The following is a 12,765-nucleotide window of genomic DNA, read 5'->3' as shown; positions in this document are numbered from 1 at the left end:
ATAACGAATGTTGATTTAAAGACGGGGGGTTCCATGTATGGTTAGCCGAATAGGCAGTGGATCCACGCCTCAACCAGTACAGTCATCCTATGATAGTGCGTCCATTGAAACCGAAAGACCAGTTACAGAAGTACAGCCAATTAAAGATACCAGGCAACAACCGCCTCCTGAAGAGCGGAAAGAACTTTCAAAAAGTGATGCAAAGCAGCTGACAGACGGTATGAATAAGTTCCTCGAAAGCGTCAATACGCAGCTGCGATTTAAATTTCATGATAAACTAAATGAATACTATGTAACAATCGTAGATTCCCAGACGGATGAAATCGTGCGTGAAATCCCACCAAAGAAATTGATGGACATGTACGCCTCAATGAAAGAATTCGTCGGATTATTGGTAGACCGAAAAATTTAAAGAAAAGGTGTGAAGTAAATGAGAATTGGTGGATTAGCATCCGGTATGGATACAGAAACAATCATCAGAGACATGATGAAAGCACACCGGATCCCGCTTGATAAAATTACACAGAAGAAAGCATATACGCAGTGGCAGATGGATGATTATCGTAGTGTGAACCGGGATTTAAGAAAACAAAGTGATAAGTTGTTTGATACGGTTATTAAGGAAGGTAACTATTTACAAAAAAATGTAAACGTCTCAGACGATAAGGCAGTCAGTATTAAGTCGTTGAATGCTTCTAGTGATTTTTCAGGGACTTTGGAAGTGAAGCAGTTAGCTAAGCAGGCTACTTTGCAAGGCGGGGCATTGAAAAGTCCTGATGGAACGAAGCTAACGGATGAGCAAATAAAGGAACTTACGTTGGCAGACTTAGGAGGTTCAGACGGCGAAATAAAAATTGGAGTACCAAATGGTAAATCAGTCCAAATTGAGTTTGAAGCTTCTGATACTATTGATAGTGTTTTAAAGAAGATAAACAAAGAAGGTAATGTAAATGCGTTTTATGACTCCTTCACAGGAAAAATTTCTGTCACAGCCAAAGAAAGTGGCGAAGGAAATATTAAAATAGAAGATATCAAAGGATCCATTGGTAGCTCGTTAAAACTTACTAACGCAGTATCACCTAGTTCTGATCCGAATTTTAAGCCGTTAGACAGTACAGCGATAGCTACAGCAGGTGAAAATGCAAAGTTCACTTTCAATGGACTTGAAACAGAACGTGCGTCCAATACATTCCAAATAAACGGATTTGAAGTAACATTAAAACAAAAGACTGATGCCCCAATAACATTCAGTTCATCCGCAGACTCCGACAAAATTGTCGACTCTGTTGTACAGTTCGTCAACGACTACAATGAAATGATCGAAAAGCTAAACAGTACAATCCGTGAAAAAAAATATCGTGATTTCCCGCCGCTCTCAGATGAACAGAAGAAAGACATGAAAGAAAAGGAAATCGAGTTGTGGGAAGAGAAAGCAAAGAGCGGTACTTTGCGCAATGATCCTGCCATATCTAGCATGTTGACAAAACTTCGTTCCATAATGACTACATCAATCAAAATGAAAGATGAGAATGGAAATGAGATTCAAATGAGTCTCAAGGACTTAGGAATCACACCATCGACAAGTTATTCAGATAACGGAAAATTGATCATCAAAGAAGATACATTACGTGAGAAAATCGCTGAAAACCCGAACCTTGTTTACAACTTGATCGGGCGAGAGGATGGCGATAATTCTGGGATTGCCCGGCAGTATCGTCAAGTGTTAACAGATACCCAAAAAACCATTGAGGAAAAAGCAGGTAGAACCACGGCAGTCAATGATACATTCGCTCTAGGACGCTCACTAAAAAGTTTCGACAAACAAATTGAACGTTTTGAAGATAAATTAAAGATGATGGAAAATCGCTATTGGAAGCAGTTCTCCGCGATGGAGCGTGCGATCCAGCGTGCGAATGCCCAGTCTGCACAGTTGATGAATGCATTTGGCGGCGGTATGTAATGAAACTTTGTAAGAAAAAAGGAGAATGACGTAACATGGCTATTAACAATCCTTATGCAGCATATCAAAACAACTCGGTGACGACTTCTACTCCCGGAGAATTGACTTTGATGCTTTACAACGGATGCCTCAAGTTTATTCAACAAGGGAAAATGGCGCTGGAAGAAGGTAAACTTGAAGAAAAAAATGTCGCAATCCAAAAAGCTCAAGCCATTGTGACGGAATTGATGTTGACATTGGATACTTCTTATCCAGTCGCGGAGAATATGTTGGTGCTGTATGAGTTTGTCAACAGTCGTCTCATCGATGGTAATATTAAAAATGACCCGGCTCTTTTCGATGAAGCTTCAGGAATTATCAAGGAATTCCGCGATACGTGGAAGCAGGTCATTCAGGTCAATCGTTCAAAACAGTATGCGAACGTGAATGAAATATGATTCGGGCTGCTATTACAGTTTGGCGTGAACGTTCTCTACAATTGATTACGTTGACGAACAATGTGGAGGAGTCCAAGCGGGATGAAGTGATAGTGCAGATTGAGGGATTGCTCGACGACCGTGAAAAATTGCAACCGCATATTGCAGAACCATTCACAGATGAAGAACGAGATGCTGGTCAAGAGCTCATGCAGCTTGAAAAAGAAGTGCAAACGAATCTTGCGCGCTTCATGAAGGACATCCGCACAAATATTTCGGAGTCCCAAGCAAAGAAAGAAAATATCAATAGTTACACGAATCCTTACGGGAAAATGATCCAAGACGGTGCCTATTACGATACAAAACAATAAGAACCGAAAGAGAGCGCATCTCTTTCGGTTTTTTTACATAGAAATTCAATAAGAAGGGAGAATAGCGTATGCGCTATAATCGGCATGACTATTTTAGATACGAGTTCAACCCACAACTACCTGCGAAGTTTCGACTTCAGTTGGATGACGAAGAGAAGAAATTGTCGAATGAAGGGGAGTGCGAGTTACTAGATATTAGCACGGGCGGCGTGAAGTTTTTTACGTTCCTCGATTTGCCTCTGCATCCTAAAAAACTTACTTTGCAGTTGGAGTTCATGCTGTATCAGCATCGGTTCGAAATTCTTGGCGCAGTCGTCTGGAAGCAGTTTGTCCAACACGGTTTTCAATACGGTTTCGAATTCGGTGAAGAGCAACGAGTAGATGCGCAAATCGTGGAGGAACTGAAAAAACGTGCGCGTCTGGAGAAACATTTGGAGTAAATTCATTGGTCTATACAAAATTTCTTGAAGTTTCAGCAAATTTCTCAAGTTTGCAGAAGGTATTTAAGGGTACTATGAAGAAGTATACTAATAAGGTTCAAATAAAGGAGGAGTTCATATGTTAGACTTCAATATCCGCGGTGAAAACGTCGAGGTTACTCCGGCGATCCGAGAGTACGTAGAAAAGAAAATACAAAAACTGGAGCGTTATTTTACAGAAGGTGCAAACGCAACAGCTCACGTTAACTTGAAAGTGTATAATGATAAACAAACAAAAGTGGAAGTAACAATTCCAATGAAGAATTTGACACTTCGCGCAGAAGAGCGCCACAGTGATATGTACGCAGCTGTTGACTTGATCGTTGATAAGCTCGAGCGTCAAATTCGTAAATATAAAACACGCGTCAACCGAAAATCTCGCGAGCGCGAAGGCGTAGCTGCTTTCTTCCAATCTGTTGAAGATAGTAACAACACACAAGAATCTCTCGACGACGATCAAGACTTCAACGTAGTACGGACAAAGCAGTTCGACTTGAAGCCAATGGATCAAGAAGAAGCCATCCTTCAAATGAACATGCTCGGCCACAACTTCTTCATCTTCACAGATGCAGAATCCGACGGCACAAACATCGTCTACAAACGAAAAGACGGCCGTTACGGTCTGATCGAAACAAACTAATCAACAATAAAACAAGTCCAGCTAAGCTGGGCTTGTTTTATTTATACATAATGATTTATGCCGAGCCTTAACTTATAGGATTACTTGTTGAGCGGTCCGGGATTCAGGGCAAAGATTTGCACTGAACAATTCGCCAGTCCACAGTGATTTCCTTAAATTTAAGAAGAAGCTAAATGTCAGATTGCAAAACTTAGATATATTATTAAATGAGTTCAAGCGTGTTAAGTAATTTTACGGCTAACCAAGCCTGCGAGCACTGCACAAAATCATTTAGCTTTTGAACTTTGATCACGCTAGAAGGCAACACCTTGTCCCTTATAAATCACAATGGACTAGCCATTATACTTCCTTTTAAAAGTAGGGATTGTAGCGGAAGACGGGCGACTCCGGGAGGATTAGCGTGAGTCTTGAGACCCTGGACTGAGCGAAGCGAGGGAAGCGGCTCAAGCCACGCCCTCCGGAAAGCGTCCCGTCTGTAGCGCAAATCCCCGGACAACCTAGCACTCTCACTCTGTCCTCTGAAAATACATACGGCGGACCATTTGCACCAGGCTTTTGACAGTGCTAAAATGGAGTGTGACACAAATTCGTATTAGTGAAAACTTACCAGAACGAACAACTGGCGGGACAAACCTGCTTGATTGAAGAAGTTATGAGGATGTGACATAAATGCTTGGCGTATTGAATAAAATGTTTGATCCGAACAAACGTGACTTGAAACGTCTCGAAAAAGTAGCAGACCAAGTCGAAGCATTGGCTTCCGACATGGAAAAATTGTCAGACGATGAACTGACAGCAAAAACCGACGAATTCAAAACACGCTATCAAGAAGGCCAAACGATTGAGGACCTGCAAGTCGAAGCATTCGCAGTCGTTCGGGAAGCCGCTCGCCGCGTGCTCGGACTCTATCCATTCCGTGTTCAAATCATGGGAGCAGCCGCACTGAATGAAGGCAATATCGCAGAGATGAAGACCGGTGAGGGGAAGACGCTGACTTCTACACTCGCCGTTTATTTAAATGCCCTGACATCTAAAGGTGTGCACGTCGTGACAGTCAACGAATACTTGGCCAGCCGTGACGCAGCCGAAATGGGCCAGCTATATGAATTTTTAGGCATGAAAGTCGGCTTGAATTTGAACAGCATGGGCAAGGAAGAGAAACGCGAAGCCTATGAAGCCGATGTCACCTATAGTACGAACAATGAACTTGGTTTTGATTACTTACGGGATAATATGGTGCTTTACAATGAACATAAAGTTCAGCGCCCACTTCATTTTGCGGTGATTGACGAGGTTGACTCCATTTTAGTCGATGAAGCCCGTACACCGCTTATTATTTCCGGTCAAGCAGCAAAATCCCAAGAACTCTATCGTCTGGCGAATCGTTTCGTCATTACATTGAAAAAAGATGAAGACTATTCGTTTGATGAATCAACGAAAGGTGTCGTCTTGACAGAGGCGGGTATTGAAGCTGCAGAGAAGGCATTCAGCATCGACAACTTGTTCGATTTGCAGCACGTCACGCTGAACCATGCGATTAATCAGTCATTGAAAGCGCATGTCAGTATGCATAATGACGTAGACTACGTTGTGGAAGAAGGCGAAGTTGTCATCGTTGACTCCTTCACCGGACGTTTGATGAAAGGCCGTCGCTACAGTGATGGCTTACACCAGGCTATAGAGGCAAAAGAAGGTCTTGAAGTTCAGAACGAATCGATGACACTTGCGACGATTACATTCCAGAACTATTTCCGTATGTACGAAAAGCTTTCCGGCATGACCGGTACTGCAAAAACGGAAGAAGAAGAGTTCCGTAATATTTACAATATGAACGTCATTGCAATTCCTACGAATAAACCAATCGCACGTGACGACCGTCCAGATTTGATCTTTGCAACGATGGACGGCAAATACAAAGCGGTGGCGGAAGATATTAAAGAACGTCACGAAAAAGGTCAGCCTGTCTTGGTCGGTACCGTTGCAATCGAAACATCTGAAATCATTTCTGCTTTCTTGAAAAAGTATGGTATTCCGCACAACGTCTTGAACGCGAAAAACCATGAACACGAAGCAGAAATAATTTTAGACGCCGGTAAAAAAGGTGCAGTAACGATTGCGACAAACATGGCAGGTCGTGGTACAGATATTAAACTGGGCGATCATATTCAAGAAGTTGGCGGTCTTGCGGTCATCGGTACAGAGCGGCACGAGTCAAGACGTATCGATAATCAGCTCCGCGGTCGTTCCGGACGTCAGGGAGATCCTGGGGTGACACAATTTTATTTGTCACTCGAAGATGAATTGATGCGCCGCTTCGGTTCGGAGCAAATGAAATCGATGATGACGAAGCTCGGAATGGATGATTCCACACCGATTCAATCCAAAATGGTTTCGCGTTCTGTTGAATCTGCGCAAAAACGAGTCGAGGGGAACAACTTTGATTCGCGGAAACGTTTGCTGCAGTATGATGATGTTCTTCGTCAGCAACGTGAAGTTATCTATAAAGAACGTAATGATGTGTTAAGTTCCGATAATATACGTCCTGTACTTGAAGGGATGTTGAATTCGGTCATTGAGCGTGTAGTTGCGCTGCATATCGATGAGAACACAGTACATGCTAAAGGTCTGAAGGATTATCTGGAAGCGAACCTATTGCCGGAAGACTCCGTTACGGTCGCGGAGCTTCAAGGAAAATCTCAAGAAGAACTGCAATCATTTATTCACGAATTGGTGATTGCACGCTATAATGAGAAGGAGCAGGAAATGTCTGAAGACCGCATGCGCGAGTTCGAGAAAGTCGTCTTACTGCGTGCGATTGATACGAAGTGGATGGATCATATAGATGCGATGGATCAGCTTCGAAACGGAATTCATTTACGTGCGTATGGACAGACTGACCCGCTGCGTGAATATCAGGCAGAAGGATTTGCGATGTTTGAAGATATGCTGACAGCGATTGAAGACGACGCGACGAAGTATGTCATGAAAGCAGAAATCCGCAACAACCTAGAGCGTGAAGAAGTAGCAAAAGGGCAAGCGAACAACCCGAAAGAAGGCAGCGAACCGGCACGCAAAAAACCGATTCGCCGTTCGGTCAACATCGGCCGCAACGATCCTTGTCCATGCGGCAGCGGCAAAAAGTATAAAAACTGCCACGGCAAAGCGTGATTTTAATTAAGGCGATTTATTGATTTTATTTCCGAAGCTGAGTGTTTTCCATGAACATGCGAAAGCCCAGTTGATTGTAGTGGAAGGCGGCGACTCCTTGGGGATCAGCGTGCGTCTTGAGACCCCGCAGGAGCAAAGCGACGAGGAGGCTCAAGCCACGCCCCCAGGAAAGCGTCCGTCTGCAACGGAAATCAACGTTGCAAAACCGTGCACATAGGATGTAGATTATTTAACTCGTTATTTAGAGAAACAACCACTCAGGAGGAAACAATTATGATGGAATTATCCGATGTTCGGAACGAGCTCGACAAAACAGCTAAGAAATTAGCGGACTTTAGGGGGTCTCTTTGACTTAGAAAACAAAGAGGCCAGTATGCAGGAATTAGAAGAAATGATGCTTGAGCCAGGCTTCTGGGACGACCAGGATGCCGCGCAAAAAGTCATTTCTGAATCCAATGCATTAAAAGATATTGTCGGGGAATACAATGATTTGAATGACACGCAGGAAAACTTAGAAATGACACTTGAACTGCTTCGTGAAGAGGCAGATGAAGAGTTGCAGGAAGAGCTCGTCTCCGAATTAAAAGAGTTCAAAGGACGAATGGATAAATTCGATCTACAGATGCTATTGAGCGATGAATTTGATAAAAACAATGCAGTGCTGGAGATACATTCAGGTGCAGGTGGAACCGAGTCACAAGACTGGGCTTCAATGTTGCTCCGCATGTATACGCGTTGGGCTGAGCACCATGGTTTCAAAGTGGAAACCCTTGATTATCAAGCAGGTGACGAAGCAGGTGTGAAATCGGTCACTTTGAGTGTCAAAGGTCATAACGCTTATGGTTATCTAAAAGCTGAGAAAGGCGTTCACCGATTAGTCCGTATCTCACCATTCGACTCTTCTGGAAGACGTCACACATCTTTTTCTTCCATTGAAGTCATGCCGGAATTCGACGGCGATATCGATTTGGATCTTAAAACTGAGGATATCAAGGTCGATACGTATCGTTCCAGCGGCGCGGGCGGACAGCACGTCAACACGACGGACTCTGCTGTACGCATGACACATATACCGACAGGCGCGATCGTTACCTGTCAAACGGAACGTTCACAGATCAAAAACCGTGAGCGTGCGATGAATTTGCTTAAAGCAAAAATTTATCAAATTCGCGTTGAAGAAGAAGAAGCCCGCTTAGCGGAAATCCGTGGCGAGCAAAAAGAAATCGGTTGGGGCAGCCAAATCCGCTCCTACGTCTTCCACCCATACTCCATGGTAAAAGACCACCGAACAAATGAAGAAACCGGAAACGTAAGCTCCGTCATGGATGGCGATCTCGACCCATTCATCAACGCTTACTTGCGTTCCAGAATATCCTAATCAAAAAGTGCAGAAATGCACTTTTTCTTGTTCTAATAAAGTAATAATGGGATTGTAAGACTTAGTAAATGCTCCGGGGATTTGCGCTCTGGTGGGATGCTTTCCGCGGGGCTCGCGGTGAGCCTCCTCGTTCGCTACGCTTCCTGCGGGGTCTCACCTGTCGAGCTGATCCCGCAGGAGTCGCCACCCGCCGCTCCAATCCCTACTTTTTGATGGGAATTATAGCGGCTTATCCATTGAAAATTCTAAGTGACAAAGCGATGTGTCCTTACGAAATTGATCAAAGTTCAAAAGCTAATGAAAAGAAGCAGTACTCGCAGGCTTCTTGTTCTTGAAATCACCTAACGCTATTTAACTAAGAGAATGAGAGATGCCTGTTATGTACTCTGAGTGTGGGGACTCTTCTCAGACTTTAAAAAAAGTACAATGGGCTTACTGTGTGTCCATCCCCACTAATTAAGGATTGGAGCGGAAGACGGTCGACTCCTGGGGGATCAGCGTGCGTCTTGAGACCCCGCAGGAAGCGAAGCGAACGAGGAGGCTCAAGACCACGCCCCCCGGAAAGCGTACCGTCTGGAGCGAAAATCCCGGAACGCTTACTGAGTCATCTTTACTCATCGAGAAAAGTAATAGGCACAACTGACTTGCTAAATACCTTACACTTTATCTAAAATAAAATGTTTAATCTGCAATGTTTTGGTCAATACTATAGAGTGTATTCATTACCAAACCGTCCATTACGCAGAAGACGCGTGGCAGCTTCCTTGTAGAATTTGAAAACTTGTCATTTCTGTTTGCTGTGGAACGAAGGTTTTTTGGTATACTATTGAATGTGAGAAAAAATTAATCAAAAGGGAGGATATTGCATGAAGAACAAACTTTTGGCTACCTTATTTGGAGCAGCGCTAGTGCTTGGTGCATGTGGCGGCGGTGACGACAACGCAGCGGACAAGCCAGCAGAAGACACAAATACCAACAACGGTGCTGAAACATCCAATGTAGACGCGGAGAAAGTCGTACAGACTAGCTGTGTGTCTTGTCACGGTGGAAACTTAGAAGGTGGAGCGGGTCCTGCATTGGACAAAGTTGGAGCTACTCACTCTGAAGAAGAAATCCATGACATCATCATCAACGGTAAAGGCGCAATGCCTCCAGGTATTATCAAAGGCGAAGAAGCTGACGCAGTAGCAGCTTGGCTTGCTGAGAAGAAATAATTATGTAACAATCGACCATTCTTGAGGACTCCTTGAGAATGGTCTTTTTCATGTTTGGAGAGGGTTAGCCAGGATTTCACATAAAAATACCCACTTAGACCATTTGATACATAACTGTAATACAAGGTATGTCGAATCATGCTATAATTAGTTTGGCGAATATGAATGGAAAACAAAATTCAGGTGGTTAAAATGTATGATTGTAATGAAAAATGTGTACAAAAAGTACCCGAATGGCGTAGTGGCTTCTAACGGAATCCACATTGAGATCACAAAAGGTGAATTTGTTTACGTTGTCGGGCCAAGTGGAGCAGGAAAATCCACTTTCATTAAGATGATGTATCGTGAAGAAGTTCCGACCAGTGGAACGATTTATTTCAATGGAACGGACTTAACAAAAATGCGCAGTAAAGATGTGCCTTTCTTGAGAAGACAGATCGGTGTGGTCTTCCAGGATTTTAAATTGCTGCCTAAATTGAATGTCTATGAAAATGTTGCATATGCACTAGAAGTAATAGAAGAAACACCGAGTGCGATCCGTAAAAAAGTGACTGAGGTATTGGAATTGGTCGGATTAACTCAAAAAGCAAGAATGTTCCCGAATGAATTGTCGGGGGGCGAACAGCAACGCGTGTCGATTGCACGGTCAATCGTCAATTCACCGAAGCTGGTTATTGCGGACGAGCCGACTGGAAACTTAGATCCCGACACATCTTGGGAGATCATGAAAATTTTTGAACGAATCAATGCGCACGGCACGACGATTGTCATGGCAACACATAACAAGGAAATCGTCGACACGCGGCGCAACCGAGTGATTCAGATAGAAGGCGGTCTCATCACACGAGATGAGTATGAAGGAGAGTACCGCTATGAAATTTAGAACGTTAAAACGACACGTGAGGGAAAGTTTCAAAAGCCTTAGCCGAAACAATTGGATGACGTTCGCATCTGTCAGTGCGGTAACGGTCACGTTGCTGCTCATCGGCGTGTTCTTCGTCATCATGATGAACTTGAATCAACTCGCGGATAATATTGAAAATGATGTGGAAATTAAAGTGGTAGCGGATCCCGCGGCGGATCAGGAAGCTGTACAAAAGCTCTTAAAGAAAGTGAAGGAAACGCCAGGTGTGGAAGAGGTAGTCCATTCCACCCGAGATCAGGAACTTGAAAAAATGATCGATTCATTCGGAGATGAGCTGGCGCTGTACAAGCAGAGCAATCCGCTTGGTGACGCGCTTTATATTAAAGCTGCGGATCCGAAAGAGACGGCGAAAATCGCAAAAAAAATCGGTACATACGATTATACATACGATGTGGAATATGGAGAAGGTAAGGTTGAAAAACTGTTCAATGTGCTGAAGGTTGGTCGGAATGTAGGGCTTGTTTTAATATTGGCCTTATTATTTACCGCTATGTTCCTCATATCGAACACAATCCGTCTAACGATTGTGGCGAGACGAACAGAAATCGAGATTATGAAGCTTGTAGGCGCAACCAATAGCTTTGTACGAATTCCATTCATGCTCGAAGGAGTGTGGCTCGGAATTTTTGGTGCGATTTTGCCGATGATCTTGGTTACAGTCGCTTATTCTCAATTGTATACCGTATGGGAAGCCAGATTGCAAAATGAACTGTTTCATTTACTGAATCCAATGCCATTTCTATTGCAGTTGAATGGTTTACTGCTGTTCATCGCGGTATTCATTGGCGTATGGGGCAGCTTTATGTCAGTTAGAAAGTTCTTAAAAGTATAAAGGATTGATAGATTTGAAATTTCGAAGGGGGAACTGGGATTTGATAAAGCGACACCGAATCATTTCGAGTGTCTTGGCGGTATGTCTTATGACGACGATGGTCGGCAGTGGGGGCGTTTCGGCAAGTACTTTGAAAGATCTTCAGAATGAACGAAAAGCGGTGGAAAATAAAAAGAACAGTTTAAATTTCACGATCGAGAATAAGGAAAGTCAAATTCAGGCGAAGCAATCGAGAGCAGATCAGCTCACGGGGCAAATCAAGAAGCTCAACGCGAAAATCGATGAAACAAACAGTAACATGAATCATCTCGTTGCCGAAATGGATCAAACAAAGAAAGAGATTAAAGAATTAAAAAAGTCGATCAAAGAACTGGAAATTCGTATTGCGGAACGTGATGAAGTATTACGCGAACGCGTGCGGGTTATGCAAGTGAAGGGCGGACAAGTCAGCTATTTGGACGTGTTGCTCGGTGCGAACAGCTTCTCTGATTTCATTGACCGCTTTTCGGCAGTGACGACTTTAATGGATGCGGATCGTAAAATTATCCGCCAGCAAGAAGAAGATATGGCACAGCTTGAAGAAGAGAAAAAGCTTGTCGAGCAAAAGTTAGCAGAACAAGAAGAACGCAAGATTAAAATTCAAGCAATGAAAGATAAGTTGGATGCTCAAAAGAAAGAAAAGAATACGCTCGTCAATAAATTGCAGGCTGAGCAAGAGAAACTTTCAAAAGAGAAAGCCAATCTCGAAGAAGAGTATAACGATGCAATCGAAATCAGTGACGAGTTGGAAGGCCAAATCGTAGCGGAACAGAATCGTCTCGCGGAAGTTGCTCGCAAAGCAGAAGCGAAACGTCGTGCGGAAGCAGCGGCGAAGCGTCAGCAGCAAACACAATCAAGCGGCGGTTCATCTGCACCGACTGGTAACCTACCTGCCGTTTCAAGCGGATTTTGGACAAAGCCTACAAATGGTAGATACAGCTCAGGATTTGGCTGGAGAACACACCCGATCACTCATGCGAAAAAACAGCACCGTGGTATCGATTTAAGTGCGCCTATGGGAACTCCGGTTGTAGCAGCTGGAGATGGCGTCGTATCTTACGCGGGTCAGATGAGTGGATTCGGTAATGTGATCATGATCACACATTCTGTCGATGGTAAAATCTTAACTACTGTCTATGGTCATCTTTCGTCAATTAGTACGAGCTCAGGTGCCCATGTCGGAAAAGGTCAATATATTGGAGCTGTTGGATCAACAGGCTTCTCGACAGGACCACATTTGCACTTTGAAGTCCATGTTGGAAACTTCTCAGGCTCTGGTCCAAGCGCGGTCAACCCTTTGCATTACGTGTCTTTTTGATATAGGATAAAATGAAAACCTGCCT

12 protein-coding genes are annotated in these 12,765 nt (G+C 43.7%); all 12 read left to right on the top strand.

The annotated features are described in order from the left end of the window. The first annotated feature begins 37 nt into the window (after positions 1-37). The 12 genes from flaG to H7J92_RS04885 all read left to right on the top strand — a co-directional run bounded on the left by flaG (position 38) and on the right by H7J92_RS04885 (position 12,740). Positions 38-412, top strand: coding sequence for a flagellar protein FlaG (gene flaG / locus H7J92_RS04940; RefSeq protein WP_078817312.1), 375 nt, complete (start codon positions 38-40; stop codon positions 410-412). Positions 413-430: 18 nt separating this feature from the next. Beyond that, positions 431-1,960 (top strand): flagellar hook-associated protein 2, encoded by a 1,530-nt coding sequence (locus tag H7J92_RS04935; protein ID WP_221835652.1) that lies wholly within the window; start codon positions 431-433, stop codon positions 1,958-1,960. Between the two features lie 35 nt (positions 1,961-1,995). After that, on the top strand, positions 1,996-2,397 hold the full coding sequence (gene fliS / locus H7J92_RS04930) for a flagellar export chaperone FliS (protein ID WP_221835650.1): 402 nt from the start codon (positions 1,996-1,998) through the stop codon (positions 2,395-2,397). After that, a complete protein-coding gene (gene fliT, locus H7J92_RS04925) occupies positions 2,394-2,747 on the top strand; it encodes a flagellar protein FliT (protein WP_221835648.1) in 354 nt (117 codons plus the stop codon). Before fliS ends, fliT begins: the two co-directional genes overlap by 4 nt. Positions 2,748-2,815: 68 nt before the next feature. Beyond that, positions 2,816-3,187 (top strand): PilZ domain-containing protein, encoded by a 372-nt coding sequence (locus H7J92_RS04920; protein WP_221835646.1) that lies wholly within the window; start codon positions 2,816-2,818, stop codon positions 3,185-3,187. Between the two features lie 118 nt (positions 3,188-3,305). Then, a complete protein-coding gene (gene hpf / locus H7J92_RS04915; protein ID WP_009765757.1) occupies positions 3,306-3,866 on the top strand; it encodes a ribosome hibernation-promoting factor, HPF/YfiA family in 561 nt (186 codons plus the stop codon). Positions 3,867-4,535: 669 nt separating this feature from the next. Further along, entirely contained in the window at positions 4,536-7,034 is a 2,499-nt protein-coding gene (gene secA, locus H7J92_RS04910; protein ID WP_078817317.1) for a preprotein translocase subunit SecA, read from the top strand. Between the two features lie 276 nt (positions 7,035-7,310). Next, positions 7,311-8,412, top strand: a protein-coding gene (gene prfB, locus H7J92_RS04905; protein WP_171805920.1) for a peptide chain release factor 2 whose coding sequence is annotated in 2 segments (ribosomal slippage) — positions 7,311-7,382 and positions 7,384-8,412 — 1,101 coding nt in all. Because the reading frame shifts where the segments join, the coding sequence is not laid out codon by codon here. Positions 8,413-9,278: 866 nt separating this feature from the next. Then, complete coding sequence (gene cccB, locus H7J92_RS04900) at positions 9,279-9,626, top strand: cytochrome c551 (protein ID WP_078817319.1); 348 nt, start codon at positions 9,279-9,281, stop codon at positions 9,624-9,626. Between the two features lie 196 nt (positions 9,627-9,822). After that, positions 9,823-10,509: a cell division ATP-binding protein FtsE gene (gene ftsE, locus H7J92_RS04895; RefSeq protein ID WP_078817320.1), complete on the top strand. Its 687-nt coding sequence runs from the start codon at positions 9,823-9,825 to the stop codon at positions 10,507-10,509. Next, on the top strand, positions 10,499-11,383 hold the full coding sequence (ftsX, locus tag H7J92_RS04890) for a permease-like cell division protein FtsX (protein ID WP_009765750.1): 885 nt from the start codon (positions 10,499-10,501) through the stop codon (positions 11,381-11,383). Before ftsE ends, ftsX begins: the two co-directional genes overlap by 11 nt. Before the next feature lie 40 nt (positions 11,384-11,423). After that, positions 11,424-12,740, top strand: coding sequence for a murein hydrolase activator EnvC family protein (locus H7J92_RS04885; protein WP_246602539.1), 1,317 nt, complete (start codon positions 11,424-11,426; stop codon positions 12,738-12,740). Positions 12,741-12,765: the final 25 nt, after the last annotated feature.

Source organism: Sporosarcina aquimarina, from assembly GCF_019748715.1.
Taxonomy (GTDB): Bacteria; Bacillota; Bacilli; order Bacillales_A; family Planococcaceae; genus Sporosarcina; species Sporosarcina newyorkensis.
The sequence above is the reverse complement of the archived record's forward strand: the minus strand, read 5'-3'. Positions and strand labels throughout refer to the sequence as shown.

Bases quoted from the DNA above. Each gene is read 5' to 3' on its own strand.
- H7J92_RS04920 (WP_221835646.1), top strand. From the start codon at position 2,816: ATGCGCTATAATCGGCATGACTATTTTAGATACGAGTTCAACCCACAA.
- secA (WP_078817317.1), top strand. From the start codon at position 4,536: ATGCTTGGCGTATTGAATAAAATGTTTGATCCGAACAAACGTGACTTG.
- ftsE (WP_078817320.1), top strand. From the start codon at position 9,823: ATGATTGTAATGAAAAATGTGTACAAAAAGTACCCGAATGGCGTAGTG.
- hpf (WP_009765757.1), top strand. From the start codon at position 3,306: ATGTTAGACTTCAATATCCGCGGTGAAAACGTCGAGGTTACTCCGGCG.
- H7J92_RS04935 (WP_221835652.1), top strand. From the start codon at position 431: ATGAGAATTGGTGGATTAGCATCCGGTATGGATACAGAAACAATCATC.
- flaG (WP_078817312.1), top strand. From the start codon at position 38: ATGGTTAGCCGAATAGGCAGTGGATCCACGCCTCAACCAGTACAGTCA.
- fliT (WP_221835648.1), top strand. From the start codon at position 2,394: ATGATTCGGGCTGCTATTACAGTTTGGCGTGAACGTTCTCTACAATTG.
- fliS (WP_221835650.1), top strand. From the start codon at position 1,996: ATGGCTATTAACAATCCTTATGCAGCATATCAAAACAACTCGGTGACG.
- cccB (WP_078817319.1), top strand. From the start codon at position 9,279: ATGAAGAACAAACTTTTGGCTACCTTATTTGGAGCAGCGCTAGTGCTT.
- ftsX (WP_009765750.1), top strand. From the start codon at position 10,499: ATGAAATTTAGAACGTTAAAACGACACGTGAGGGAAAGTTTCAAAAGC.